Consider the following 26,479-nt stretch of genomic DNA (forward strand, 5'->3'; position numbering starts at 1 on the left):
GGTGACCTCCATGGGTCAGACTTGCTGGTCCCGGAGCCAGCCGTCGAGCATGGCGGCGAAGTCCGGGATCTCTTCCATCGGGTAGTGGCCGACTCCCTGCAGCACGGTGAGCTCGCAGTTCGGGATCGCCGCCGCTGTGGCGTCGGCGGTCGAGTCGGTGAGCCAGAAGTCGTCGGCGCCGATCACCAGGCGCGACGGACAGGTGATCGTGGCCAGGACGGGCCGCAGGTCGTGGCGGCTCCAGCCGATCAGGTCGTTCAGCGAGACGCAGGGGTCCTCGCGGCGGTGCATCTCGGCGATCAGGGCGCGGCGCTGCGGCGCGACTGCACCGCCACAGGCCGCCAGCGTGCCGTAGTACGTGCGGTCCGCGCGGCTCGGCGACGCGGCGTCGGGCAGGGCGCGGCGCAGGGCGCGCTCGTTCTGCCCGTTGTTGTGCGCGTCCGCGGCCATGGCGACCAGGCCTGATGCCTCATCGCCGAGTCGTGCGGCGATGTCGAGCGCGATCTTGCCGCCGATCGAGCAGCCGACGATCCTGGGTCGTCGTAGGTCGAGCGCTCTGATCACCGTCACACACCATTGCGCGTAGGTGTCCAGGTCGCTGATCGGGCCAGCGGCCGGAAGCTCCGACCGGCCGTGGCCGGGCAGGTCGACGACGACCGCCTGCCAGCCGCGCTCGGCCAGCCCTGCGACGGTGTCGCGCCACTGCGCGCCGCTCTGGCCGGCGGAGTGCACGAGCAGCACCGGTGTACCCGCGCCGTAGGTCTCGGCGAACGCCAGCCTGCCGTTGATCTCCAGGTAGTGCGCGGTGCCCGTGGCGTGTGGTCGCGGGTCGGTCATGCGGTTGCCCCAGCTCGGTGCATGACGCGCAGATTGTCGACGATGGCCTGGAGTGCCGCGGTCAGCCGTAGATAGGTGTAGGTGTCGCCAACAGCCCAGAACTCGCCGCGGTGGACACGTACGATCAGGTCGTTCTCGGGGCCGGTGAGCAGGCCCGCCCAGCTGTGCTCGGCGCCGCGCAGCGTGAAGTCGGGCCCGGCGGGAGTGCGCCCTGCGGCCTCGATGATCGCGCCGCGGTAGACGCGCAGTACCACCTCGTCATTCTCCGAGGCGAGGCCGATGCCGCCGTCGAACAGCTCAGTCGTCGAGCTGAACAGCTCGTCCTTCTCCAGCAGAGTGGCGAGCGCGCGGGCCCACCGGGGCGAGAACGGTGTGTTGGCGACGGGGTCGGCGTCGGCGTTCGCGACTCCATGCGCCTTGACCAGCACGGCGCTGCTGCCTTGCTGCAGCGTCTGGTCGCCGGACGTGCGCAGCTCGATCCATCGGTTGACGACGCCTCGGTCTCCCGCTGAGGCACGCCTGGTGCGGGTCACGGTCGTGCGGTAGTGCAGGCGCTGTCCCACGCGCAGCGGGGCCAGGTAGCGCCAGTTGGTGTCCAGCAGCGCGATCACCGAGTCCCGTAGGGCACCGCTCTCGTGGACGGTTCCGAAGTAGCGGGCCAGCCCGAGCGGACCGTGGGCGATGGGCCCGTCCTGGAGCCCGTCCGCGGACGGCAGGTGCATCGGGTGCCGATCTCCGGAAAGCCGGGCAAAGTCGGTGAGGTCATCCACTGTCAGTGTGAACTCCGGACTGTGGACGCATTCGCCCAGCCGGAAATCCTCGAAGTACCGCGTCGTCCCGGGCACCGAACCTCCTCTCGTCAGCCTCACGTCTCCAGTAAGGCTCTAGAACGGTCGTCCGATCTAACAGCTTGAAAACTAGGCAGGTGCTGATGGCATAGTCAAGGCTTAACCTGGACGAATTGAACTCTTGACAGCGTCAGGCGCGGGCATCCAGGATCTCCATATGAACGATCGTTCTACGGCGTCCAACTCGCGTGACGCCGTATACGCCGCAGCTCTGGAGGCCTTCGCCGAGAAGGGATTCCACGGCGCGAGCATGCGAGACATCGCCCGCCGCGCCGGAGTGGTGCTGTCGAACCTGTACCACTACGCGGACTCCAAGTCGGACCTCCTGGTCGAGCTGCTGAAGAAGGCCAACTACGACCATCTGTCCGCGACCGAGTGGGCCCTGACCGGGGCCGACGCATCGCCGCGGCACCGGCTCGAAGCGGCGGTGAAGGCGTACGTCGGCTACATCGTCGACCATCCGATGGAGGCGCTGATCGCGCACAGCGAGCTGCGTTATCTCGGCGATGACGACCGCAAGCGGCTGGTGATGGCGCGCGACCGGGTCGAGGCGCTGTTCGACGGCATCATCGAGGACGGTGTGCGGGCCGGCACGTTCACCACCTCCCATTCCAGGGGAGTCACCAGGGCGGTGCTCACCATGTGCGCCGGCATCGCCCAGTGGTACCGGCAGGACGGCCGCCTCTCGCGCGAGGACATCGCCGGCGAGTACGCCGACTACGCCCTCGCCCTGGTCGGCAGCATCCACGACTGACATACCGCTCCTTTTCGCGCAACCAGGAGGTACCCGTGACCGCCTGCTCCACCGTGTACGAACTCTTCGCCGACGCAGCCAAGCGTCGGCCCGACCGCATCGCCCTGGTCGACGAGACGTTGTACGGCCGCGGCGCCGCCCTCACCTACACCGAACTCGACACCGCTAGCCGCGAGCTGTCGGCGGGCCTGCACGCGCTGGGCCTGAGACGTGGCGACGCCATCGCGTTGCTGTTGCCCAGCTGCGCCGAGTGGGTCATGACGTTCCTGGCCGCCGCCCGGCTCGGCCTGCTGGTCGTCCCGCTCAACACCCGCTACAGGGGCGCCGAACTGCTGCACCTGCTGCGGGTGAGCCGCGCCAAGGCGCTGGTCGTCGCCCCACGGTTCGAGTCCGTCGATCTCGCCGGCCGCCTCGTCGACGTGTGGCCGCGGCGCGAGAGCCTGGAATTGCGCTGGCTCGTGCCGGTGCACGCCACAACCGTTCCCGGCGCTCCCGACGCTCTGGCCACGGTGCCGCTGGAGGACCTACGCCGACCGGTGGCCGACAGCATCGCGCCCTGCGGGGAGCCGGCCGATCCGGTCATCGTCTTCGGCACCTCCGGCACCACGTCGGCGCCCAAGCTCGCCGTGCACACGCAGCAGACCGTCACGCGGCACATCAGCGAGGTCGCCGCCGTCGTGGACCTCACCGAGAGCGACGTCGCACTGTCGGTGCTCCCGCTCAACGGGACGTTCGGCTTCGTCCCCTTCGCCGCCGGGCTGTCGGCGGGAACGACGCAGGTCCTGCTGCCCGTCCACGACCTCGACCGGACCGTGGAGGCGCTGGCACGGCACAGCATCACGTTCCTGACCTGCGCCGAAGGCCCCCTGCGCGAGGTGCTGGCCGATCCACGCGTCGCGGCCGGACAGGCCGGCCGGCTACGCCGGATCGTCACCGCCGGAGTCGCCATCGAGGACATCGTGGCGGCCGCGGACGCTCGCGGGATCCGAGCCGTCAATGTGTACGGCTCGTCGGAGTTGTTTGCCTTCGCCGCGACCTGGGACTTCGCTGCTCCTCCCGGCTCGCGGGCAGTCGCCGGCGGCCGTCTGATCCCCTCGGGACTGTCCGTTCGCGCGGCCGACGTCGACACCGGAGAGCCGCTGCCCGACGGCTGCGAGGGAGAGCTCCAGTTCCGCGGCCCGACATTGTTCACCGGCTACCTGGCCAACCCGGAGGCGACCTCCCGCGCGTTCACCGCCGACGGCTGGTACCGCAGCGGCGACCGTGGCCGCACCCTGCCAGACCGGATCCTGGAATACCACTCCCGGCTCGGCGACGCCATGCGGGTCAAGGGCTACCTCGTCAATCCCGCCGACATCGAGACCTGTCTGATGGCCCACCCGGCGGTCGAGTTCGCGCAGCTCGTAGGCGTACGAGAGCCGCACACCGGCGACGACCAGCCGATCGCTTTCGTCCGTATCAGCCCGGGTGCGAGCGCGCGACCCGACGACCTGATCGAGCACTGTCGACAACTGCTGGCCGGTTTCAAGGTGCCCGTGCGGGTCATCGCACTGGCGGAGTTCCCGACCACACCGAGCGCCAACGGCGACAAGATCCGCAAAGACCGGCTGCGCGAGATGGCTGCCGCGCTGCTGGCCGCCCCAGAGCAGGAGAACCCGTGAACCACCCACAGGACCCCGTACGATCCGACATCGCCTGGGCCACATCGGACCGGGTCGTCGTGCACGGCCTCGATCTGGTCACCGACGTGCTCGGGCATGTCGGGCTGGGGGACTTCGCCTATCTCGAGCTCTTCGGCCGCCTGCCGGACACCGACGAATCGGTCGTGTTCAACGCGCTGGTCGTCGCGCTCGTCGAGCACGGCCTCACGCCCAGCGCCCTGGTCACCCGGCTGACCCACCTTGGTGCGCCCGAGTCACTGCAGGGCGCCGTCGCCGCCGGGCTGCTGGGCCTGGGCGACACCTTCGTAGGCACAATGGAGGGCGCCGCCCGCTACTGCGCCGAGGCCGCCAACGAGCCCGGCTGGCGTAGCGACGATGACGCGCTCGCCGCGCTGGCTGCACGCATCGCCGCTTCCTTCCTCGACTGCCGTCATCCTGTGCCCGGCATCGGACACCCTGTGCACAAGCCGCTCGACCCCCGCGCCGAGCGGCTGTTCACCCTCGCGCGCGAGCACGGTGTGGATCCCGCGAACGAACGGCTGGTGCGCGCCGTCGCATCTGCCGCCGCGACACGCACGGGCAAGATCCTTCCGGTCAACGTCACCGGAGCAATCGGCGCCATCGCAACCGCCATGAGCGTGCCACCACGCGTGGTTCGAGGGCTCGGCGTCATGGCCCGCGCTATCGGCCTGGTCGGCCACCTCGTCGAGGAGCACCGGCAGCCGATCGCCGCCCACGTCTGGCACGACGCGGAACAGCGAGCCACAGCCTCGCGCAGTCCTCGTCGTTGACAGTTGCGCAGTTCCGGGAAGTGCCGACGCCGTTGACTCACCGAGGGTGCGCTGGATCCACGAATCTTCTCCACGGTGATCTCCTAGCGAGAGCTAGCCCCCGTTTTCCGCACGTGGGTGATCTTCAGCGGAGATCTCGTGGATCGATGTCGAGGAGGTCCAGGAGATGGAGTTGAAGGTCGGTGGGTTGCGGAATGGCCGAGGGTGACTGGCCGGTGCCCGGGAGGAGCCGGATGCCGGCCAGGGCGTCGAGGATGAGCTTGCCGGTGGGGATGGCGGGGCGGCCCGCGTACAAGCCGCGGCATAACCGGTGGCCTCTGGTAGGACCGCCCCGCTCAACATCATTGAGATTCCGCACAGCTTTCGGCATGCTCTGCGAGTCGCCCCGACACCCCCGCTTCCTTGACAAGCCGCCCCCACCTGGCTGATCGACCGAACTGGCGAGCGATCGCCAAGCCCGTCGGCAGCTCACCGTGTTCAGCCAGCATCTCCTGCGCCCATATCCACGCAGTTCGTTGCCATCCGCGTCGCCCTCGAGACACGGCGTCCTCATCACCGCGCTCCTGCTCCTGCTCTTCATCCTCGACCGTCACCTGATCGTGATCGGTTCGGCGGGCTGACCTGCGTATCTGGCTCATCAACATCTCGTACGCCCCGATCAACGCGAAGCTCGGCCAGCCAGCGATCACACGACCGATGAAGGTCGGCTCAGCCACCGCGATATTGGCCCCCAGACTGGCCAAGCTGCTCAAGACCAGCATGATCCAGGGAAGCGCCCCTCCACGGGATCCGGATCGGCTGGCCAGCAGCAACGACATGGAGGCTGTCACAATCGTGCCATCCACGGCGAGGGGAATGAGCGCTGCCGCCAACCGATCCTCACCGTGTTTCATGGCGAGTTCGTGCATGTGGCGGAAGGAGACCACCGCGGCGATCACCGCGACCAACAGGACGCTCACGGTGGTCACTTTCCAGATCCAGAGGTCGGACCTGCTTCGGTTGCGAACCTCCGCCACGTTCGACTTCGGGAGCCGGTGCTCCCTCTCGCCGTCGCTCACGAGCCAACACCTTTCTTGGTCATTAGCAGCTGTCATGTCTGTGCAGGCTGAGCACGTCGGCTGTAGGGCTTGGGAAGCGGGTACACACTTTCGACCGTCGCGCTCGGAACCGCTTTGGAGGGGCGTACCGCTGCACGTGGCCGCGCTCTGGTTACACGTGTCGCTTCTGTGCTGGAGAGTGCCCGAGGTTCAGATGGACCGGAGATCGCGTCAGCCAAGTCAGTGATCGCGGAGACGTTGTCCGCCTTGACGGTGATCTTGATCGAGACCTCATTGGTGTCGGCCCGGTACCGTACCTCGAGGTGGAATGCGTCGAAGAGCCTGCGCCGCAAATCATCGCTGAGGGATCTGAGGCAGATCCTCAGCCGAGGGAGCTTATCCAGAAGCGTTTGGTCCGCATCTGGCTGCTCTTCTTCCTCTAGTGCCGCAAGCTCCGCGATTCTGGCCTTTCGGGCTTGCCCAAGCTCTGCGTAGCGTTGCTGAAGTCGCCTGCGAAAATCCTGATCGATCTCATCATCGCCAGTCGGCACATAATCCTCGATCTGCAGAAGCACATTGTTCTGGCGCTTCTCGACATCCAAGATCTGCCTCTTGGCCCGCTGAACCGCCGACTCCTGCTTCGGCGCGTCGTCGGCAAGCCGGGCCCGCAGCGCTCTCAGACGTTCAGCTCCGAACACCCGGTTCGCGAAGAACTCTTGCAGGTGGTCCAGCAGATGGTCTTCACGAACCCAGACGCTCTTGGGGTGCCGGGCGTACCAATCACGCCGATCCTCGTGCTCACGTTTGTCCGGTTTGCATACGTAGTACAGGTTCTTCTTTTTGGGGTTGCCTTGCATCCGCCTGCCACAGGCGTCGCATACGACAAACGCCCGAAGGGCATATGTATGCCATGTCTTCGGTTGGCGCGTTGGGTTCGTCGTTACAGGAGACCCTTGACGAGATTGAGCAATCCGGGCGGCTTTCTGGTAGACCTCCTTCGTCACGAGAGGCTCGTGGGTGGGACGAGGCGACCAGACCCACTCGCTTGGCGGGTTGTTCTTACCGCCTTTCTTGCTCGCGCGCCGATTCCACACCATGTAGCCGGTGTACTTGGGATTGCACAAGATCTCCCGGACGGCAGAGCCGCTCCATCTGCCGAGGGCACGTTGCGGATTTGTTGGCGTTGGCGGCGGGTACGTCTGTGGATCGAGGTTGAGCCGGTCAGCGATCGTGTCGTAGCCAAGCCTGTGGACCACCCGCAGCAGGAAGATGTACGTGACCGTCGGCCCTTCGGCAGGATGCGGGACCAGTCGGCTCTTGGTCTTGCCTTCTGCGCGCTTGGCAGCCACTGGATGCGGGAGCCTGTCGTTCCGGTAGCCGTAGCAAGCCTTGCCCGTGTTCCAGCCTTGCTCCGTATGCTCACAGGTGCCGTCCCAGGCCAGTTCGAGAGTCTGAAGTACGTACCACTCTGAAACGGCCTGCTTGACCCGACGCGTGAGCATGGGCGTGGCCTGTTTGCGCGATCGCCCATCGCTGGGGCGGCGGAGCTGCGGCAGTGGCTCATCCGCGGCCAAGAGCATCACGCCGGCCTGTTCGAGCTCGTACTCGACCTTGGTTCCGAAGTAGGTACGGCGGGCGACGCGCTCGATGGACTCGCAGATGACAGCGGCGAAGCGGCGGTCCGGGCGCTTGGCCTCAGCCAGCAGGTCCTGGATCCCGCCATCGCGGGAGATCGGGATGTCGAACGCCTCGTGCGCGTGGCCACGGCCACGAGCCTCAAGGTCCATCCGGCCCGATTCCACGTCGTAGAAGTGGGCAACGATGAGAGACCCGGCTGGTAGGGCGTTCCGGGACGAGCGGAGTTGCCGGGGCAGCGAGAGGGTGGGGTCTTGCTGATCGTCCGTGGAGGTGCGGCCGAGCCAGGCCACCGAGAGGGGAATCTCGGCGGCCTGGGCGGCTTTCACATCATCGTTGTCTTCCCACGGAAAGCTCACGGCTTCTGTTGCTCGAACAGACACCGCAAGACCTCCAAGATGACGGCGAGTTGGCGTGCCTCGATCTCGTCACCCTCGGGTCCGCCGACAGCGACTACTTCGATCCGCACGTCCGGCCGACGGTTCTGTGGTCGACCGGGCCCTGCAGAGTACGCGACTGAATCCGATTCGGGAGGCCCTGAGCAGGCCCTTTGTATCCCTGGAGTCACTGTCCCGGCTCTTCCGGAGTCGACTCGGCTTCAGCGGCGACGACGCGGGCGCGGGCGAGGTCGCAGAATGGTTCGCTGATCTCGATCCCGATGAACGACCTGTTGAGTTGCCGTGCGGCAAGTGCCGTGGTTGCCGCTCCGGCAAAGGGATCGCAGACGGTGCCGTTGGGGCGGCAACCGGCGGCAATGGCCCGCAGCGGGAGATCGATGGGGAATGCCGCGAAGTGGGCCGCCTTGAGCGGGCGAGTGGAGATGGACCACACATCCCCCGGGTTCCTTCCGTTGGGGTGTGCCGCTGTGTGCCGCTGTCCCGTGGGCAGCATGGCGCTGCCGTGATCCTTGCCGCAGAAGGCGTCTTGGTCGTCGCTGTACTTGCCGTCGGCAGGCCAGGCAGTTCTGATGCTGTTGGTCTTGTTGCCGCCTTTCCGCGCTCGGCGGGACAGAGGGCGGTCTCCGGTGCAAGGCTCTCTGATGGCGTCCAGGTCGAACCAGTATCGACGCTGCTTGACCAGCATGAAGATCATTTCATGACGGGTGGTGACCCGGTCCAGAACGGACTGCGGCATCGCGTTCGGCTTGTGCCAGACGATGGCATTCCGCAGAATCCAGCCGTCTTCTTGGAGAGCGAAGGCGACGCGCCAGGGAACGCCGAGCAGGTTCTTCGGCGGTACCGATAGCCGTGCGCGGGGGCGTACGACTGGTTGGTAGGGGTTGTAGTTGGCGCCGCGCGCCCATCCGTCGGAGTTCGCGGCGTAGGAGTCGCCAAGGTTGAGCCAGAGCGTGCCGTCGTCGGCGAGCACCCTGTGGGCCTCGCGGAAGGTCCTTTGCAGCGTCCCTACGTAGCCGGCCAGCGTGTCCTCCTGACCGTACTGACCTTCGACGCCGTAGTCGCGAAGGCCGTAGTACGGCGGGCTGGTGACGATGCAGTCGACCGAACCAGTGGGGAGTTCGGCGAGTACATCGCACGCGTCGCCGAGGTAGAGGGTGGCAGGGCCGTTGGTCCAGTAGGGCTGCCTCATCGCGCCGACCTTTCGTCGGCGCTGCCGCTGTGGCATGCGCTCAAGGGGTCGGTCGGCTGTGCTCCGGCGCCGGGTGACAGCATCCGCAGCGGCGGGATCGGGGACGGCTCTCTGGTTTTTGAGCCATCCGGAATCGATTGATCGTTGGTACTGAAAATCGGTGATGCGGCGTTGGTTCGCGTCGTCATCGCCAGTTGGGGCGGGCCTCAGATCCGCACGCCCCACGCCGGTGCGAACCGCCGTAAGAGCGCATTCACAGGTGAGCAAGAACCTCTGGCGACCCTTTGGCGCAGCGCTGTGAGCCTTGGCGAGCACTCGTTGATCTCTGGCGGATCGAGGTGCTCATGTTTGCCGCCCAAGATCGCGAATAGGAGCGCCTAAGGCTTGCCAGAGGTGGTTCCTAAACAGGGCTGCGAGACCGAAACTTCCTCTCGCAGTGGAGCAGCCCGATGCGTACCGACCTTCCCGAGCCGAACGTCTCTCCGCTCAATGTCGCCGAGCGTGTCTTCCGACTTCTCTCGAACGCTCCCGCCGGCCTCGGCCTTGATGGCAGGACGCTCGCGGCCGAGCTGCCGCAGCGTCAGATTCCGCTGCTGGAGCTTCGCGACCTGCTGGCCTCGCCCGCGCTGCCCCTTGCCGCCCGCGATGCCGTCTGGCGTGAGCTCGTCACTCGCGCCCGGTGGGAGGGTCCGCAGTGGCGGATAGCAACGATCGGGATGGCCCTGCCGACCCTGCGGCGCATCTGCGGCCGGCTCTGCCTGCACGAGGGTGCCGGAGATCCCGGTGTCATCGAGGCCACGGTGGTGCGCGGCTTCATCACGGCGGTGAAGGACAGCGACATCGACCGGCCGGACATCCTGCCGCGCATGTGCACCACCGCCAGGTGCGCCGGCGAGCGGGTCCGCCAGGCGGCCGAGGCCGGATTCGTGCAGGCCATGCCGGCGCGGCCGGACCCGGTTGTTGTCTTGGCCGAGGCGGTCGGCATGGACATCGCCGGTGTGCTGCTCGAACACGTACGGCCGCAGGGCAACGGCCTCGATCTGTCTCCGGCAACGGCACAACGGCAGCGGCAGCGGCGTGAATCGCTCGTGGCCGATGCCGTTGTGGCTGGAGATGTCGGACCGGCGCGGTCGCTGGCGATCGCGTCCTCGCTGCGGCGCAGGGCGCAGCACAACCCGAAGACTTCCGCGCGGAGCCGGATCACCTCAGATCCGAAGCCCATCACCATCAATGTGAAGGGAGGCCGGGGCAGCCCCACCGGCTCCGCGCGGATCCACACCCTCCTGCGCCGGCATCGTCGGCTGCGTTTCCTGCGCTGCGTGGCGATGGCGGCACTGGTTGCCGTTGTGCTTGCCGCTGTCGCGGTGGCCGCGCTGGCCGAGACAGCGGCAACAACGATGCCGACGCTCGCGTCCGGCGCTCCGCCGAAGGATCTCAACGCGGTCTTCGACAACCTGCGGAACTGGATGATCGGCCTGCTTGCCGCGCTGGCAACGCTCATGCTCACCATCGGCGGCCTGCGCTATCTGGTGGCAGGCGGGGATCCGGGCGAGGTGCAGAAGGCCAAGGCGGCACTGAAGGCCGCGGCCTTCGGCTACGGCCTTGCCGTGCTGGCGCCGCTGTTCGTGGCCGTGCTCAAGGGCATCGTGGGCGGTGGGTGAGCCTGATGAGCCCTTCACCCCTGCTCGCGGCAACCGTGCGTGGCCTGCTCATTGCCGCCGTTGCCGCAGCCACGCTCACCGTTGCCGCCGGCAGCGCGTGGGCGCTGCCGGAACCGCCGCCCGCGCCTTCGCCCTCGCCGGAGTTGCCGTCCCCGCCGACGGTGACCTTCGGGTTCGGCGACTGGATCACCAAGCAGATCAACTCCTGGTTCGCGACCCTGGTCGCCTCCGCGATGAAGCCGCTGCTGGACGCGCTCGCGGTGACGCTGCTGGCAACCCCCGACGTGGCCGGCAACGAGCGGCTGTTCGACCTGTGGACGGCCACCGCCGCCATCGCCAACTCCGCGTTCGTGCTGCTGGCCACGATCGGCGCGATCACGGCGATGGGGCATCAGACGGTGCAGACCCGGTACGCGGTCAAAGAGGTGCTGCCGCGCCTGGCCATGGCCATCCTGGCGACCAACACCAGCTTCCTGATCTGCGGCAAGGTCGTGGAAGCGGCCAACGCGGTGTCGAAGGCGGTGCTCGGGCAGGACTTCGACAGCCAGCGGGCGGCGGCTCAGCTGCGCTGGCTCATCCTGCCGCCCGCCAACACGCAGATCTTCTACATTCTGCTCGACCTCGTCGCGATCATCTTGATGATCATGCTGCTGGTCAGCTTCATGATGCGCATGGCGCTGGTCCTGCTGCTGGTGGTGGCCGCGCCTCTGGCGCTGGCGTTCCACGTGCTGCCGCAGACCGAGGGGCTGGCCCGGTTCTGGTGGCGGGCTTTCGGCGGCCTGCTGGTCATCCAGGTCGCGCAGTCGCTCACGCTGGTCCTGGCCGTACGGATCTTCTTCAACCAGGACGGCCGGTTCCTGCTCGGCATCACCCCGAACGGGCAACTCACCAACCTCATCCTCGCCCTCTGCCTGCTGATCATCCTGGTGCGCATCCCCTCCTGGATCTCACGCAGGATCTTCATCCAGGGCGGCGGCCGCGGGTCGACGGTGCTGCGGATCGTGAAGTACGCCGTGATCTCCAAACTGACCACACCCGTGCTGCGCGCCATGCACCTCGGCCGAGGCGGCAGCGGAAGCCGGGCCGGCGGCCGGGGCAGGAGCGGCATCGGCAGGACGGCAACCCGGGCCGTGACCGGCAAGGTCATTGCCACCGCGATCGGCGGCCCGGCCGGCACTGCCGCGGCAACGGCACTCACTGCCCGCGGTGGGGCAGGGGCGGCCGGACAGGCTGCCACTCCCGCAGGGAGCCAGGGCAGAACCCGGCCCAGCACGACACCAGCGCATCCCGCCTTGCCGGGAGCACAGCCGCGCTGGCAATCGGCCAACCGGCGCTGGATGCCGCCCGACCCGCACGCTCCGGTCTCCTGGGGCAGCCCCGAGACATCCCAGGCCTACCGACGCTGGTCGTCCAACCCCGTCCAGCCATGGACGCCGCCGGACAGCTCTCCGGCGAATGACGCGCAAGCACCCAGGCGTCCCGCACCCCCGGCCAGACGCCCCGTAACGACCATGCCGCCGGCCGCGCCAACGGCATGGGTTCCGCCCGGCAACAACCCGGCGCCCCCGTCCTCTGCCGGTCGTCGCTTCCCGCCAGGCAGCGGTCAAGGACGCCGCACCCGACGCCCTGGCGGTGAAGAACGGTGAACTGGCAGGCAGTGCGGATACCCGCAGACGTGGAACAGCCCGACAAGATCATCGGCTCGTTCACCGCCCGGCAGGTGGCCATCCTGGCCGGCACCGGAGCTCTGCTCTACGCCGCCTACACCCTCGCCGCCGATCACGTGCCGCCGCTGGTCTGTGTCGCGGTGGCCGCGCCGATCGCGGTCGGCGCGGTCCTGCTGGCCATCGGCCGGCACGACGGCATCTCCCTGGATCGCTACGTGCTGGCGGCCATCCGCTACCGGCGCTCCCCCAAGCACCTGGTCTCTTCCACCGAGGACATGCCCATGCCACCTGCCTGGATAGCCGCCACCGGGCGGCGCCCGCCCGCTCCGCTCAAGCTGCCCGCCCGCGGCGTGGCCGGTGACGGCCTGATCGACCTGGGCCCGGACGGTGTCGCCGCGGTGGCCGAGATCTCCACCGTCAGCTTCGCCCTGCGTACCCCCGATGAGCAGGACGCCCTGGTGGCGGTGTTCGGCCGCTGGCTCAACGCGCTGTCCGGCCCCGCCCAGATCTTGGTCCGGGCCGAGCGCGTGGACCTGTCCGACACGATCGCGACCCTGCAGGACAACGCTCGCGGGCTGCCGCATCCGGCGCTCGCCTCGGCCGCGCTGGAACATGCCGCCTTCCTGGAAGATCTGTCGGCCCGTCACGACCTGCTGCGCCGCCAGGTGCTGCTGATCATCCGTGAACCGGCCGCCAATGCGAGCGGCCGGGACGCTGCCGCCGCACGGGCGCTGCGCCGGCTGGAGGAGGCATCCCGGGTGCTCGGCTCCTGCGGGCTGACCGCCCGGCTCCTGGACACCCGAGCCGTCATCGCGCTGCTGGCCTCCTGCTTCGACCCCGCCGCCCCTCCTCTGCCCGACGACCTGGCCCTGCCCGGCGAGGTCATCACGACCGGAGGCCCCGGTTGAGAATCCGCCGTACCCCTGCCCCGCCGACCCGCTACGGTCCCGACGCCGTCACCGTCGACGCCCGGCACCTGACCGTCGGCGGCAGTCTGTGCGCGACGCTGGCCATCACCGGCTTCCCCCGCGAGGTCGCCGCCGGCTGGCTGGAGCCGCTGCTCACCTACCCCGGCCGGCTCGACGTCTCCCTGCACGTCGAACCCGTCCCCTCGCTGGTGGCCACCGACCGGCTGCGCAAGCAGTTGGCCCGGCTGGAGTCCGGCCTGCGCTCCGACCATGAGCACGGTCGGCTGCTGGACCCGGGCGCCGAGGCCGCCGCCGAAGACGCCCAGGACCTCGCCGCCCGTATCGCACGCGGCCAAGCCAAGCTCTTCCGGGCCTCGATCTACCTCACCGTGCACGCGGGCACGCAAGACGAGCTCGACGACGCGTGCGCCCAGGTACGTGCGCTGGCCGCCTCGCTGCTTCTGGACGCCCGGCAGGTGACGTTCCGGCAGCTGCAGGGCTGGGTCTCCACACTCCCGTTCGCCTACGACAACCTCGGCATGCGGCGGACGTTCGACACCCCCGCGCTGGCGGCGGCGTTCCCCTTCACCAGCCCCGACCTGACCACCGACCTCGGCGCCACCGCCGTGCTGTACGGGGCGAACATGGCCAGCGCCTCCCTAGTCGCCTGGGACCGCTTCGCCCAGGACAACCACAACTCCGTCACCCTGGCCCGCTCCGGCAGCGGCAAAAGCTACCTCACCAAACTCGAAGCGCTGCGCTCGCTGTACGCGGGCATCGAGGTCGCCGTCATCGACCCCGAAGACGAGTACGCCCGCCTGGCCCACGCGGTCGGCGGCGCCTACGTCCACCTCGGCGCCCCCAAGGTCCGCCTCAACCCGCTCGACCTGCCCCCGGCGAGCCAGCGCGGCGAGGACCCGCTCACCCGCCGTGCCCTGTTCCTGCACACCCTGACCGCCGTCATGCTCGGCCAGCCACTCACCAACACCGCCAAAGCCGCCCTCGACCGCGCCATCCTGGCCACCTACCGCCACGCCGGCATCACCACCGCCGCCCACACCTGGAACCGCCGCCCCCCACTGCTGAGCGACCTCGCCGAGGCCCTGGCATGCGACCCCGACCCGCAAGCCAAAGAGCTGGCCGCCGGCCTGGCCCCGTACGTGTCCGGCAGCCACCGCCAGCTGTTCGACGGCCCCACCACCACCAGCCCCGACTCCCACCTGATCGTCTTCTCCCTGCGCGACCTGCCCGACGAGCTCAAAGCGGTCGGCACCCTCCTGACCCTGGACGCGATCTGGCGGCGCGTCTCCGACCCCTACAACCGGCGCCCCCGCCTGGTCGTGGTCGATGAGGCCTGGCTGCTGATGAAGATCCCCGAAGGCGCCCGGTTCCTGCTGCGGATGGCCAAATCTGCCCGCAAACACTGGGCCGGCCTGTCCGTGATCACCCAGGACGCCGCCGACCTGCTCGGCTCCGACCTCGGCCAGGCCATCGTCGCCAACTCCACCACCCAGATCCTGCTCCGCCAGGCACCCCAGGCCATCGACACGGTCGCCGAAGCCTTCCACCTCTCCGACGGCGAACGGCAACTACTCCTGTCCGCCGAACGCGGCACCGGCCTGCTCACCGCCGGCACCAGCGGCCAGCGCTGCCCGCTGCAGGTGATCTCCAGCGCCCGCGAACACGAACTCGTCACCTCCTCACCCCAGGAACTGGCCGAACTCGACTACGAGGAGCCCGAGCTGTGATCTACGACCTCCTCCAAGACCCCGACGCCGTCCTGCAACAGGCACTCCACTGGCTGCACGCCTACGCCTGGCAACTGATCGCCGTGGCCTTCGGCATCGAAGTCCTCACCATCCTGACCAGCGCGGTCACCGTCCGGGTGCGGCACCGCAGCCTCACGCGTGGTGCGCGCTGCGTGGAGATCCTCGCCCCACCCACCGCCACCATGCCCGGCGCCGAAGCCCTCTGGAACAACCTCATCGGACTGCTACGGCCCGCGTGGAAGCGGCTGCTGTTCGGCCAGCCCCACCTCAGCTTCGAATACGGCTTCGGCGCCGGCGGCGTCACCATCCGCCTGTGGGTGCCCGGCACGATCCCGCAATACCTCGTCGAACACGCCATCGAAGCCGCCTGGCCCTCCGCCCGCACCACCCTGCACCAGGTCACCCCGCCCGTACCACGCGACGGCCACGCCACCGGCGGGCACCTCGTCCTGGCCCGACCCGAACGACTACCGCTCCGCCACGCTCACCACACCGACCCGTTGCGCGCCCTCCTCGGCGCGGCGGTCGGCATGCCCGGCTGGCAACACGGCTGCGTCCAGGTCCTCGCCCGCCCGGCCACCGGCAGCCGCCTCACCGGCATCGGTAGCGGCACCGCAGCCCGGCTGATCCGAGCCCTCCTCGACCTGGTCGTCCCCGGACCACGATCGACCCGGCCACCCATCAACGGCGTCGATCGGCTGGAGGAGTCTGCTGAGGCGCGGGCCATCAGGGACAAGGCCCACCACTCGCGCTACGAGGTCGCGATCCGCTACGTCGTGCAGGCCGACGACGACCCCGCAGCGGAGCTGCGTGAGATTCGCCGCAACGGGGTTCGTGGCCGGGCCCACGCGATCGCCTCCGCTTTCGCCCTGTTCAGCGGGCACAACCGGCTGGAACGCCGGCGGCTGCGCCGGCCCGTCGCCCGCTTGGCCTCCCGCCGGATGCGCCGCGGCTACCTGCTGTCGGTGCCCGAACTGGCCGCGATCGCCCATCTCCCCCTGGACGCCGCCGTCCCCGGGCTGCAGCGCGCGGGAGCCAACACCGTCCCGCCGTCCCCGAAGATCTCCCACGGCGGCGCGCACGCCAAGGCGCTCGGCTTCTCCGACGCCGGACACCAGCGTCCGGTCGCGTTGCGCGTCGCTGACTCCTTCCACCACGTCCACGTGCTGGGCCCGAACGGCACCGGCAAATCCACCCTGCTGGCCCAGATGATCCTGTCCGACATCGGCTCCGGTCGCGGCACCGTGGTCATCGACGCCAAGGGCGACCTGGTGCGCGACCTGCTCGGCCTGATTCCCGAAGAGCGCGGCGACAAGCTCGTCCTGATCGACCCCGACGACCGTCACCCCCGCCCCTCCCTGAACGTCCTGGGCGGGCCGGACCTGGCCATGGGCGTGGACAACCTGGTCGGCATCTTCCACCAGATCTACGCCGACAACTGGGGACCGCGCACCGACGACATCCTGCGCGGCTGCGCCCTCACCCTGGCCCGCAACAACGGCACCCTCGCCGACATCCCCACCCTGCTCTCCGACATCACCTTCCGCCAACGCCAGATCGCCACCCTCGACGACCCGCTCCTGCGCGGCTTCTGGACCTGGTACTGCACCCTGTCCGAACCCGCCCAGGCCCACGTCACCGCCCCCATCATGAACAAGCTGCGCGCCTTCCTGCTACGCCCCTTCGTCCGCGACGTGATCGGCTCGGCCACCTCCACCTTCGACCTGAACGACGTCCTGAACGGCGGCGTCCTGCTCGTCAGGCTCCCCAAAGGTGTGCTCGGCGACGATTCGGCCCGGCTGCTCGGCTCCATGGTCCTGGCCCAGGTGTGGCAGGCCGCCGCCCGCCGCGCCAAGATCGGCCGCTCCCGCAGCCCGGCCGCCATGTACGTGGATGAGTGCCAGAACTTCCTCACGTTGCCGCACGCCCTGTCGGACATGCTCGCCGAGGCCCGCGCCTACCGCATCTCCCTCATCCTCGCCCATCAGCACCTGGCCCAGATGCCCCGCCAGCTGCGGCACGCCATCTCCTCCGACGCCCGCAACAAGATCTACTTCTCCCTCTCGCCGGAGGACGCCCGCGAGGTCGAACACCACTTCACCCCGTTCCTGACCGCGCACGACCTGGCCAACCTCGACGCCTACCAGGTCGCGGCCCGCCTCGTCGTCCGCTCCGCCGAAGCGCCGCCGTTCACGCTGCGCACCCGGCAACTCCCCGACCCCTCCCCCGAGGCCGCCGTGCGCCTGCGCGCCGCCGCCGCACACGCGCACGGCCGTACGACCACCACCGCCACGCCCAAGCCGGACGCCCGGCGCACCTTCTAGAAAGGGAAACCCATCATGTCCATCCGCTACACGCCCACCATGCTCACCCAGCTGGCCGCCCGCCTCACCGACCGCGACCGCAAACTCATCCGCCTGACCAGAGACTTCCGCGTCCTGACCTCACCCCAGGCCAGCGAGATGTTCTTCGACACCGACGACGCCGCCCGCCGCCGCCTGCTCGCCCTGACCCGCATGGGCCTGCTGGAACGCTTCCGCCCCAACCTCCCACCCGCCATGGGCACCGCCCCCTACCACTACGTCATCGGCGAAACCGCCGCCGCCGTCCTCGCCTCCGAAGAAGGCATCGAACTGAGCGAGTACGGCTACCGCCGCGACCGCATCCTGTCCATCGTCTACAGCCAGCGCCTGGCCCACACCGTCGGCACCAACGGCATCGCCACCAGCCTGCACGCCCACGCCCGCCGCCACCCCCTCACCGACCTGACCACCTGGTGGCCCGAACACCGCTGCGCCACCGAATGGGCCCCCATGACCCGCCCCGACGCCTACGCCCGCTGGACCGAAGGAGCCCACACCCTGGAGTTCTTCCTCGAATACGACACCGGCACCGAACCCCTCGACCGCGTCGCCCACAAACTCGACGGCTACGCCCGCCTCACCGAATCCAGCCGCATCGTCACCCCCGTCCTGTTCTGGGTCCAAGGCGAACGCCGCGAAGCCAACCTCCGCAACAAACTCAAGCACCACCCCGCCAACATGTTCGTCCCCGTCGCCACCGGCCACGCCGCCACCGTCCACGGCACCGTCGACGACGGACCCGCCGGCGCCCGCTGGCTCCCCACCGACCTCGACCACCCCCGCTTCCGCCTCGCCGAACTCGCCAAACACTGGCCCGGCCTCGGCCCCCAGATCGCCCCCGACCAGGACGCCGAGGACGAGGAAGAGGCGGAGGAGAACGAATGATCCTCGAAGCCGGGCTCGCCAAGGCCATCGCCGCCGGCGGCGGCCTCATCTCCAGCATCGCCCTCATCGGCGGCATGGCCGGCGGCGGACAGTACGCCACCACCACCGCCGACCCAGACCGCCTCGCCTCCGCCGTCTGCGCCTACGTCAGGAAGGAACCGAAGCCTGCACCTCCACGCAAGCGCAGCAGCAAGACCATCTCCCCCACCCCACAGCAGATGGCCAACGCACGCATCATCATCAGCACGACCCAAGGTCTCGGACTGCCGCCCCGGGCCGCCATCATCGCCCTCGCCACCGCTCTGCAGGAATCCAAGCTCAACAACGCGACCATAGGAGACGACGGCCGAGCCTTCGGTCTCTTCCAGCAGCACCCCGAGTACGGCTGGGGAACCCAGGCCCAGGTCACCAACCCGCGCTATGCCACCCAGACCTTCCTCTCCCGCCTGGTCAAGATCAAAAACTGGGAGGGCAAACCCCTGACGGCCGTCGCCCAAGCGATCCAGCGATCAGCTTTCCCCAACGCCTACGCCAAGCACGAAACCCGCGCCCAACGCCTCTCCACCACCTTGGCAGAACGCCCCGCGAAGCCAAGAACGTCACGGAAAACCGGCGACACCCTGCGACTCTCCGCAACAGATTTCAACGCGGTACGCGGCAGCCTCGAACTGGCGACCTCACTCGGCGTTCCACGCGCCACCCTCGTCGCCGACATCCAGGAAGCCCTCAACGCCGGCAAGCTCCCCAGCGCCCGCCGCAGCGCGAAACCCGATATCGGCCAGCTAGCCGAAAAGATCGTCACCACCGTCGCAGAACGCGTCTGCGATGAACTGAGCCGGAAGATCAGTGAGGTGCTCGATCCGGAGACCCTCGCCGCCATCCGAACCTCCGGCCGCGGCGCCATCGCCCTGGCCGCCGCCCTTAAAATGATCGGCGTGCCCTACTCCTGGGGCGGAGGAGGCCCCTCCGGACCCAGCTTCGGCATCAAGCACGGCGCCGCCACCAAGGGCTTCGACTGCTCAGGACTAGCCGAATACGCCTGGGCCAAAGCCGGAGTGAAGATCGGCGGCCACACCTCAACTCAATGGAACGCGGGCGCTCGCATCCCGCGCTCCCAGCTCAAGCCCGGCGACCTACTCTTCTTCGCCACCAACCCCAACAACCCCGCCACCATCCACCACGTCGTCCTCAACATCGACGGCAAACAGTACGTCCACGCACCAACCACCGGCAGCAAAGTCCAGATCGGACACTGGACGGCCACACGGGAAGTCGAATACGCAGGAGCCGTACGCCCTGGGTAGTCACCGCGTCAGCTAACGATCTCCACCTGTGGGCCAGTCAAGAAGCGGCTCGCGCACCTGGCGCGGGCCCTTCTTTGGCGTGCTGCATGGCAGACAGCTTTCCTTACGCCAACGCGCCAACGACCGCTCGTGCACCCGTAGCCGAGCCGTGATCGCCCTGGTCAACTCTCCCGCCTCGGCCGCCTGCAGCCGTACTCCCACAGCTCCTGCTCCGCGGGCGTGTACCCACCCCTCTGCCCGTGCCGCAAGTCCGGTCGTACCGCACCAAACGCTATCCGTAACAAGCCAATGACTCTACGCATTCAAGCTGTGCACTTGGTCTCACGACATGAGAACGCTTCGTCTCCGACCAGGCAGTCAACGAAAGGAATTAACCTCTCGACTCATGGCTTTGACCTGGGTAAACCTCATTTAACAACAGCGACTGGGAGCGCTCCCTAGCATGCATGCTAGGGGCAAACAAGGTATTGCATAAAATGCGAATACTTACTTACTATATGCCCGAATGTGCACCGGTAGGGGGAAATGTTCGCCTGTCGGGAGGTTTAGGCAGCCGGTGCCATCGCTTTTAGTCCACGGACGGGGGTTCCGTTTGGCGACAGGTCCCCGCCCGTGGAGCATCATCGATGCAACAGGGAGTCTAATGCGCAAGGCACTGCTTCTCATCCTAAGCGCGAGCCTGTTAGTGCTCGGCTTAGGCAGTCCAGCACCCGCGTCTGTAACTCAGAGTGTCGACGACACGTTGATCGCCGGCACCATCGGTAGCGCTGCTCTGCGGGATGACACCGCTGCTGGCTCGGCCAAGATATACGTCTTCGACGCCGAGCAACGAAGCGGCAAGCTCGCATCCCTAGCCCACACCACGACTGACAGTAGCGGGCGGTTCTCCCTGCCCCTGGCAGGCAATACCAGTGGGATCACCAAGTCAGCGGCCAAGCAGGGCGGCTGGAACAACTTCATGTTACTCGTCGTCGACGGAGACATGTACGATGTTCAGCACTTTACCCGCAGGTACGACGGCCAGCGGTGGATCGACCGGTCTTCCAAGCCGTCCGCGCAGGTCAACGTGCCTGTCTCTCCGCAGATGCGAGCCGCCACCGATAAGGGCTCGTCGGTGGCGCAGCCGTTCACAGCCAGCGCCAATGACGGTTCGCTGACCCTGGAAGCGACCGAGGTCGACTGTGAGACAACTTGTGAGAACGTTGCAACCACAGCGGCCCGAGTCGAAATCGAAGGGAACATGAAGGCGACGTTCACCTACGGTCAGACGGTCAGCTCCGAGATTGAGACCGGCGTAGGCGCGGAGTCCGGCGAGGGGGGTCTGATCTCGTGGAAGATTTCCGGGTCGGTGCACATAGGGACAAACGCCGGCTTCACGCGCGACTACATCCTCGCGGCCACCACCAAATATGTTGGTGCTGCCGCCTACATAAAGCTTGGCATGAATTATGTCGACACTAAGTACTGCAATTTTGCAGTCTGCTATCGGGTCAGGCAGGCTACTGCATGGACCGGAGAGATTTCCCAAGTGACGGACATCCCGATGGATGATCGTGGCCCGGACAGCCCCATCTACGCCAGCAAATACTGGGATTGCACTCCCCACGAGAATATGGGGAAGGTCGAAAAGACGTCAGGCAACAATATGAAATACGTGTCAGCAGCCGAGATCGGCGGCCTCAAGCTGGGAGCTACCACAGCCTGGACAGATTCGTTCAAGGTGACGTGGGAGTTCGAAACGGTCGAGAAATTCGTCGGCAACATCGAATTCTGCATGGTCGGTAGCAATACCTGGGCATCCAATGCTGACGAGATTTACTGGGCGCTAGCCCAGTAAGCTAAAGGGAAGATCAGGTACAAAGGATAGGCATGCAACAAACCTTATCACGGATAATACTCAGCCTTCTGTCAGCGGTAGCCCTCTTGATTGGGGCATGCTCCAGCGCTTCCGCGGCTATCACTCCTCCAACCTTTGCGGCGGCACCAGATTGTCCACTGACCAGCAGTGTCAGTGCTGCCGGCACGTGCGTCACGACCCGGATCCTCCTCGCGGTAGTAGGCAATGGGCAAACCTACGACACCTACAGTTGGAACTTCGGGGATGGCTCACCCGCAGGACAAGGGGCCTCACAAACTCACAGCTACCCAGCCAAGGGTGTCTATAAGGTGACACTCACCGTCACCCTCGGTGGCGAGACAGCCTCGACCTCACGCGATATCGAAGTCGCTCTCAATCCGCAGTCGACTTTCGCCATCACTTGCGATGCCAAGCGACTGTGGTGCGGATTTGACGCCAGTAGCGCCATTGCAAGTGATGATACGGCGACCATCACCTCTTACGCATGGCGATTCGGCGATGGCAGTACCGGCACCGGTGCTGTGCTAGATCACAGCTACACTGCCCTTGGCCGCTACGCCGTGGAATTAACAACTACGGACAGCAAAGGGCGGACTGGCTGGACACGCAAATACGCCGTGCTCAAGGACGAGCAACCGCCAGACAATGTTCCACCACAGGCTTACTTCGACTACCTATGTATCGACACCTGCATGTTCGACGCCAAAGCCGCAACCGATTCCGATGGCACCATTGTCAAATATCAATGGAACTTCGGTGACGGTAGCTCTGCCGAGGGGAAGCAAGCACAGCACACGTATACTGGCTCGGGCCCATACAAGGCGACACTCACAGTTACCGACGACAAAGGTGCATCCAATTCGTTCGCTAAGGACGTAACTCCCCTATAAATGTGTGCCCTACCCCCGGACGCATCACCGGATGCGCCCGGGGCCGGAGCTGTCTCTCATGAACGCGCCGGGCGGTAAAAGCAGCGCGGCGGAACTGGGCACTGCCGCGCACGGTGCGACACTTTTGTTCGTCGAGGGCCGGTACAACTTGCACGGCCTATATTAGCCTGGGCTACGCTAGCCCTGCTGACTACGAGGATGTCGCGGAAGCCTCACCATCACGCTGCCGGTGTCCGTCAAAGCGAAACAAGCTCAGTGCTACTCGTTTGAAGAGAGACTTTGCAACAACACGTAACCGGGCATGTGCTCAGCGGGACGTACGCCCACGGTGAACATTTCTGGCTCGTCGAAGACCGGTTCTCCGTTGGGGCGGCGGGTGTAGGGCACGCGGCCGTAGTCCACGCCGTCGTCTGAGTCGAAGCTCATCCAGGTGATCGCTTCTTGCTCTCCTTCGCGCAGAGGATGATTCGTCACCGCGCGGCTGAAAACGCTGTCTGTGGCGATCACCCACACCTGGGGTACGGCGAAGATCCATCGGGTGGCGCCGATTTCTCGCGCTTTGACGGCGGCTCTTGTCTCGAAGGCATGTGCCGATTGCTGGTCGCGGAGGTAGTCGTAGTCGCTGAGCACGAGCAGGCGTTGGCCTTGGAGTGCGGCGATGGCGGGGCAGTCGCGGGCGAGGATGTTCTTTTGGAGCCGTTCGGTCACGTTGTGGAGCAGCGCGGCTGTCTCGTCGTTCATGTCGCCCTCCGAGCCTGGCGTTCTCCCCGATCCTGCCACGCAGCGGCGGGGTGCGGCGCAACTTCCTGGGCGCCGCACCCCGCCCAGGTCAGACGGTTGCGGTCAAGAGAGGGCGGTTCAGCACCTTCTCCAGGGTCTGGAGGGTGGCAAGGTCGAGGTCGTCGACGCCGCCGGTGACCATGCGGTGCATGTTGCGTTCGGCCCGTGCCGCTCCCCTCACGGTCTGGTTATGGTGGGTGAAGGTGTTGACGGCTTGGACGACGCCGAAGGCGGTGCCCTGCCAGGGGCTGACGCGCGGGTCGTAGTCCCAAAGGCGGGCCAGAGTGTGGCGCTTGTTCTCGGCCAGGGTGCGCTTGCGGCCGCCCTCTTTCGGTACGGGGACGTGCCGCTCCAGGAAGGTGGTCCAGTCCTTGCGGGAGACCTCGATTCGGCACAGGCGCTGGACTTCGGCGGCGAAGCCGTCGGCGATCTGGTGGATGATGCCGAGGGCGTCGCGGACGTCTGCGACGTGGTCGAGGGAGCGGCGAGAGTGCTTGATCTTGACGCGTTTGGCGTTGTTGGTGGCCAGGGCGGCGGACAGGGTGTTGTCGCAGACGATGAGTTGGGCGCCGGTCTGGTAGGTGGAGGACAGGGAGCCGTCCAGTGAGGTGGCCGCGGACAGGAACGGGCGGAAGGCAATGCCCTCAGGGGTGGTGCAGGTATCGGGGACCTCGACCTGGACCCAGGCCACGGCGCCGCCCTTGAGCAGACCGGCCGAGCCGATGGACAGGTCGTCGTCCAGGATGGTTTCGATGTGGTCCACGAGCCAGCGCTTGTATTCGTGGATGCGGAAGCCCTGTTTGAAGACGCCGAGGATGCGGCCGGTGTCGGGGCGGATGATGGCTTTGCGGTCGGGGTCGGTGAGGCGGGTGACGCCGTCGCCGGTCAGGTAGGTGGTCTCGATGGTGCCTTCGACGGGTTCCCAGGGAAACAGGCGGCGCTTGACGTCGTCGACCGGGATCGGGCCGGGGTAGTGGTTGGGTTCGTCGCCCTGCCGGCTGGCGCGGTAGTGCCAGGCGGTGCCGCGCTTGGTGGTGAAGCCGATGAGGGTGTTGTTGTTGAGCCAGGTCAGCGTTTCGGCGGACATGGAGGGCCTTCCTTGTTGTGCTGGGCGCGTGCGAAGGGTGCCCGGCACCCCGTGCGGGGTGCCGGGCTACCGGGCGGGGGTGGTTAGAGGGGGTGGCCCTGCCACAGGCGCAGGGCTTGGCGGGTGTCGTCCTTGCTGGGGCGGGCGGCGGCGCGCAGGTCGGTCAGGGTCCAGGCCAGGCGCAGGAGTTGGGTCATCGCCGTGGGGGTGATGGTGCCGTGGCGTAGCAGGGGGTCGAGGGGGGTGAGGGCGTCGGGGTCGAGGCGGTGGGTGGTGCGCAGGTCCAGCCCCGTGAGGTCGGCGTTGGTCTGCCCGGCCTGCCCGGGCTGACTGGGCTGTCTGGGGGTGCTGGTCAGGCGGTGGGCGGCGCGGGCGCGGGCCTCGGCCACGCGGGCGGCCACGGTGGCGGTGGATTCTCCCGGCTTCGCGCTCCAGTCGTGCGGGTGGATCGGGGTGGTGATGGCGATCCGGTCGCGCAGGGTGGCGAGCCGGTTGAGGTAGCGCTGCCGGTTGACCGGGGTGCAGCGGCAGGAGCCGGTCGGGCAGGGGCACGGATGGGTGGCCAGGACGAGGTGGAAGCGGGCGGGCAGGCGGACGATGCCGCCGGTACCGGCGAGGATGATCTCGCCGGTGTCCAGCGGGTAGCGCAGGCCGTCCAGCACGCTGCGGGCGAACTCCGGGGCGTCGTCGAGGAACAGCACGCCTGTGTGCGCCAGTGACACCGCGCCGGGGCGTACCCCGTTGTCGGTGCTGCGGCCGAAGATCGCATCGACGGTGGTGGTGTAGTGCGGCGTGCACAACGGCCGGTGGCCCGGCCACGGGATTTCGGTGAGTGCGTACAAGCCGTAGATCTCGGTCTGGCCTGCGGCGTCCAGCGGCGGGAGGAGGGCGGGCAGGCACGCGGCCAGCCCGGCGGCGGTGCCCCTGCCACGCAGGAGCAGGTGGTGTCCACCGGCGGCGGCGATCTCCAGGGCGCGTTTGGCAGGCTGGTTGCCGGGCAGGTCGGCCAGGTCCAGGCCGGGGGCGTGTTCCGCGATGGCGGCGGGTGGTGGTGCGGTCAGGGTCGGGCCGTTGTTCAGCTGGTCGACCAGGTCGGGCAGGGAGGCGGCGGGGATGACCGCCCACTGTCCGGTGTGGTCGATGCTGGCGGCGGGTACGGCGATGGCGCTGATGCCGGAGCCGGTCAGCGTACGGATGGCGCAGGTCAGCCCGCGGACATGCCGCAGGCTGCCGTCCAGGCCGAGTTCGCCGAGGAACGCGGTCTGGGCCAGTGCCTTAGCGGGGATCAGGTCGGCGGCGGCCAGGACGGCCATCGCGATGGCCGCATCCAGGGCGGAGCCGTAGGCGGGCAGGCCGGAGGGCAGTACGGTGACCGTGACCTGTTGGTCCGGCCAGGTGTAGCCGCTGTTGAGGATTGCGGCGCGTACCCGGTCCCGGATCGGGGCCGTGGTGGTGTCCGGCAGGCCGATCAGCTGGAAGCCGGGCGGGCCGGGACAGACATCGGCCTCGATGCGGACGAGGTGGCCTGCCAGGCCGATCACGACGGCCGAGGAGGTGACGGCGAAGCCCATCCCCCTTCACCGCCCTTCGACCGGGGCGGGCAGCCGGGGCAGGGCCGCCGTGGGGCAGGTGATGAGCTGGGTCTCCAGCTCTTCAGTCGTCAGGGTGGCGTGCATCTGGTGCACCGCGGAGGGCGGCACGCCGTGGCTGAGGGCGTAATCCAGCAGGTACGCCATGCTGTAGGAGGGATTGTCGGCGCGAGCGCGATCGACGGCGATGCGCGCCAGGGTTCCGGCGCCGGAGCCGTAGGCGGCTATGGCCAGCAGCGTCGCGGGGGCGGCGACGTAGCCGGGTTCGACGCGGCGGGCCACCTCGCTCCACAGCGCGATGTGGGCCGCGGCGGGATAGGTGCCGACCATCAGGCTCGCGGCATCACGCACCAGGATGGCGGTGAGCAGCAGGCCGAGCCACGCCACCTCACCAGCGGGGATCGACTCCCCGGCCTCGTGGCGGGCGAAGGCGGCGTGGACGCACCGCAGGCCCTCCTGGTACCAGAAGCGGGGCGCTGCGGTGCCCAACGCGGTGGCCCGCTGACGCGCGACGCGGGTGGCTTCGCGTACGGCGTCACGGTCCGCTCCCTCCAGCGGCTGCAGCAGG

The 26,479-nt window shown here is 67.7% G+C and carries 22 protein-coding genes; 12 read left to right on the forward strand and 10 right to left on the reverse strand.

What is annotated here, in order from left to right; translation table 11 throughout:
* Positions 1–15: 15 nt before the first annotated feature.
* Positions 16–837: an alpha/beta fold hydrolase gene (locus ACFPZ3_RS41445; RefSeq protein WP_379519847.1), complete on the reverse strand. Its 822-nt coding sequence runs from the start codon at positions 835–837 to the stop codon at positions 16–18.
* Entirely contained in the window at positions 834–1,682 is an 849-nt protein-coding gene (locus ACFPZ3_RS41450; RefSeq protein ID WP_379519848.1) for a MaoC/PaaZ C-terminal domain-containing protein, read from the reverse strand. Before ACFPZ3_RS41450 ends, ACFPZ3_RS41445 begins: the two co-directional genes overlap by 4 nt.
* Before the next feature lie 160 nt (positions 1,683–1,842).
* Between ACFPZ3_RS41450 and ACFPZ3_RS41455 the strand changes: the two genes are divergently transcribed.
* From ACFPZ3_RS41455 to ACFPZ3_RS41465, 3 genes are read left to right on the forward strand one after another with little or no spacing between them, the layout of a single operon-like run.
* Positions 1,843–2,439 (forward strand): TetR/AcrR family transcriptional regulator, encoded by a 597-nt coding sequence (locus tag ACFPZ3_RS41455; protein WP_379519849.1) that lies wholly within the window; start codon positions 1,843–1,845, stop codon positions 2,437–2,439.
* A 35-nt stretch (positions 2,440–2,474) separates the two neighbouring features.
* On the forward strand, positions 2,475–4,100 hold the full coding sequence (locus tag ACFPZ3_RS41460) for an AMP-binding protein (RefSeq protein ID WP_379519850.1): 1,626 nt from the start codon (positions 2,475–2,477) through the stop codon (positions 4,098–4,100).
* Complete coding sequence (locus tag ACFPZ3_RS41465) at positions 4,097–4,891, forward strand: citryl-CoA lyase (RefSeq protein ID WP_379519851.1); 795 nt, start codon at positions 4,097–4,099, stop codon at positions 4,889–4,891. The genes ACFPZ3_RS41460 and ACFPZ3_RS41465 overlap by 4 nt, the downstream gene beginning before the upstream one ends.
* Positions 4,892–5,015: 124 nt before the next feature.
* Here the strand turns inward: ACFPZ3_RS41465 and ACFPZ3_RS41470 are convergent, their stop codons facing one another.
* The 4 genes from ACFPZ3_RS41470 to ACFPZ3_RS41485 all read right to left on the reverse strand — a co-directional run bounded on the left by ACFPZ3_RS41470 (position 5,016) and on the right by ACFPZ3_RS41485 (position 9,150).
* Positions 5,016–5,186 carry a hypothetical protein gene (locus ACFPZ3_RS41470; protein ID WP_379519852.1) on the reverse strand — a complete coding sequence of 57 codons (171 nt, stop codon included), beginning with the start codon at positions 5,184–5,186 and terminating at the stop codon, positions 5,016–5,018.
* Between the two features lie 46 nt (positions 5,187–5,232).
* Positions 5,233–5,949, reverse strand: a complete 717-nt coding sequence (locus tag ACFPZ3_RS41475; RefSeq protein ID WP_379519853.1) for a DUF2637 domain-containing protein — start codon at positions 5,947–5,949, stop codon at positions 5,233–5,235.
* Between the two features lie 32 nt (positions 5,950–5,981).
* A complete protein-coding gene (locus tag ACFPZ3_RS41480) occupies positions 5,982–7,946 on the reverse strand; it encodes a recombinase family protein (protein ID WP_379519854.1) in 1,965 nt (654 codons plus the stop codon).
* A gap of 181 nt (positions 7,947–8,127) precedes the next feature.
* Positions 8,128–9,150, reverse strand: coding sequence for a DNA-methyltransferase (locus tag ACFPZ3_RS41485; protein ID WP_379519855.1), 1,023 nt, complete (start codon positions 9,148–9,150; stop codon positions 8,128–8,130).
* A 449-nt stretch (positions 9,151–9,599) separates the two neighbouring features.
* On the opposite strand from ACFPZ3_RS41485, the gene ACFPZ3_RS41490 reads away from it, so the two are divergent.
* The 9 genes from ACFPZ3_RS41490 to ACFPZ3_RS41530 all read left to right on the forward strand — a co-directional run bounded on the left by ACFPZ3_RS41490 (position 9,600) and on the right by ACFPZ3_RS41530 (position 22,455).
* Entirely contained in the window at positions 9,600–10,811 is a 1,212-nt protein-coding gene (locus ACFPZ3_RS41490; RefSeq protein WP_379519856.1) for a hypothetical protein, read from the forward strand.
* A 5-nt stretch (positions 10,812–10,816) separates the two neighbouring features.
* Complete coding sequence (locus ACFPZ3_RS41495; protein WP_379519857.1) at positions 10,817–12,457, forward strand: conjugal transfer protein TrbL family protein; 1,641 nt, start codon at positions 10,817–10,819, stop codon at positions 12,455–12,457.
* 11 nt (positions 12,458–12,468) lie between these two features.
* Complete coding sequence (locus ACFPZ3_RS41500; RefSeq protein ID WP_379519868.1) at positions 12,469–13,386, forward strand: PrgI family protein; 918 nt, start codon at positions 12,469–12,471, stop codon at positions 13,384–13,386.
* Positions 13,383–15,134, forward strand: a complete 1,752-nt coding sequence (locus tag ACFPZ3_RS41505; protein WP_379519858.1) for a VirB4 family type IV secretion system protein — start codon at positions 13,383–13,385, stop codon at positions 15,132–15,134. The genes ACFPZ3_RS41500 and ACFPZ3_RS41505 overlap by 4 nt, the downstream gene beginning before the upstream one ends.
* On the forward strand, positions 15,131–17,479 hold the full coding sequence (locus ACFPZ3_RS41510) for a DUF8128 domain-containing protein (protein ID WP_379519859.1): 2,349 nt from the start codon (positions 15,131–15,133) through the stop codon (positions 17,477–17,479). Before ACFPZ3_RS41505 ends, ACFPZ3_RS41510 begins: the two co-directional genes overlap by 4 nt.
* Positions 17,480–17,494: 15 nt before the next feature.
* The gene (locus ACFPZ3_RS41515; protein WP_379519860.1) at positions 17,495–18,403 is read left to right on the forward strand and encodes a replication-relaxation family protein; all 909 of its coding nucleotides are present in this window, start codon (positions 17,495–17,497) and stop codon (positions 18,401–18,403) included.
* Positions 18,400–19,707: a C40 family peptidase gene (locus ACFPZ3_RS41520; RefSeq protein WP_379519861.1), complete on the forward strand. Its 1,308-nt coding sequence runs from the start codon at positions 18,400–18,402 to the stop codon at positions 19,705–19,707. Before ACFPZ3_RS41515 ends, ACFPZ3_RS41520 begins: the two co-directional genes overlap by 4 nt.
* Positions 19,708–20,350: 643 nt before the next feature.
* Positions 20,351–21,544 carry a hypothetical protein gene (locus ACFPZ3_RS41525; protein ID WP_379519862.1) on the forward strand — a complete coding sequence of 398 codons (1,194 nt, stop codon included), beginning with the start codon at positions 20,351–20,353 and terminating at the stop codon, positions 21,542–21,544.
* 32 nt (positions 21,545–21,576) lie between these two features.
* Positions 21,577–22,455, forward strand: coding sequence for a PKD domain-containing protein (locus tag ACFPZ3_RS41530; RefSeq protein ID WP_379519863.1), 879 nt, complete (start codon positions 21,577–21,579; stop codon positions 22,453–22,455).
* A 258-nt stretch (positions 22,456–22,713) separates the two neighbouring features.
* Here ACFPZ3_RS41530 and ACFPZ3_RS41535 read toward each other — a convergent pair whose 3' ends face one another.
* The 4 genes from ACFPZ3_RS41535 to ACFPZ3_RS41550 form a co-directional block, all read right to left on the reverse strand.
* On the reverse strand, positions 22,714–23,196 hold the full coding sequence (locus ACFPZ3_RS41535) for a hypothetical protein (protein ID WP_379519864.1): 483 nt from the start codon (positions 23,194–23,196) through the stop codon (positions 22,714–22,716).
* An 88-nt stretch (positions 23,197–23,284) separates the two neighbouring features.
* Positions 23,285–24,322, reverse strand: a complete 1,038-nt coding sequence (locus ACFPZ3_RS41540; RefSeq protein WP_379519865.1) for a DUF932 domain-containing protein — start codon at positions 24,320–24,322, stop codon at positions 23,285–23,287.
* Between the two features lie 83 nt (positions 24,323–24,405).
* Entirely contained in the window at positions 24,406–25,893 is a 1,488-nt protein-coding gene (locus tag ACFPZ3_RS41545) for an ATP-binding protein (protein WP_379519866.1), read from the reverse strand.
* Positions 25,894–25,899: 6 nt separating this feature from the next.
* Positions 25,900–26,479, reverse strand: a 580-nt coding sequence (locus ACFPZ3_RS41550) for a DUF4192 domain-containing protein (protein WP_379519867.1), incomplete at its 5' end; no start/stop codon positions are given.

This window comes from Nonomuraea insulae (assembly GCF_042656245.1).

Coding starts and splice junctions, on each gene's coding strand:
- ACFPZ3_RS41445 (WP_379519847.1), bottom strand. CDS start 837: ATGACCGACCCGCGACCACACGCCACGGGCACCGCGCACTACCTGGAG.
- ACFPZ3_RS41515 (WP_379519860.1), top strand. CDS start 17,495: ATGTCCATCCGCTACACGCCCACCATGCTCACCCAGCTGGCCGCCCGC.
- ACFPZ3_RS41495 (WP_379519857.1), top strand. CDS start 10,817: ATGAGCCCTTCACCCCTGCTCGCGGCAACCGTGCGTGGCCTGCTCATT.
- ACFPZ3_RS41540 (WP_379519865.1), bottom strand. CDS start 24,322: ATGTCCGCCGAAACGCTGACCTGGCTCAACAACAACACCCTCATCGGC.
- ACFPZ3_RS41530 (WP_379519863.1), top strand. CDS start 21,577: ATGCAACAAACCTTATCACGGATAATACTCAGCCTTCTGTCAGCGGTA.
- ACFPZ3_RS41535 (WP_379519864.1), bottom strand. CDS start 23,196: ATGAACGACGAGACAGCCGCGCTGCTCCACAACGTGACCGAACGGCTC.
- ACFPZ3_RS41490 (WP_379519856.1), top strand. CDS start 9,600: ATGCGTACCGACCTTCCCGAGCCGAACGTCTCTCCGCTCAATGTCGCC.
- ACFPZ3_RS41525 (WP_379519862.1), top strand. CDS start 20,351: ATGCGCAAGGCACTGCTTCTCATCCTAAGCGCGAGCCTGTTAGTGCTC.
- ACFPZ3_RS41545 (WP_379519866.1), bottom strand. CDS start 25,893: ATGGGCTTCGCCGTCACCTCCTCGGCCGTCGTGATCGGCCTGGCAGGC.
- ACFPZ3_RS41520 (WP_379519861.1), top strand. CDS start 18,400: ATGATCCTCGAAGCCGGGCTCGCCAAGGCCATCGCCGCCGGCGGCGGC.
- ACFPZ3_RS41455 (WP_379519849.1), top strand. CDS start 1,843: ATGAACGATCGTTCTACGGCGTCCAACTCGCGTGACGCCGTATACGCC.
- ACFPZ3_RS41485 (WP_379519855.1), bottom strand. CDS start 9,150: ATGAGGCAGCCCTACTGGACCAACGGCCCTGCCACCCTCTACCTCGGC.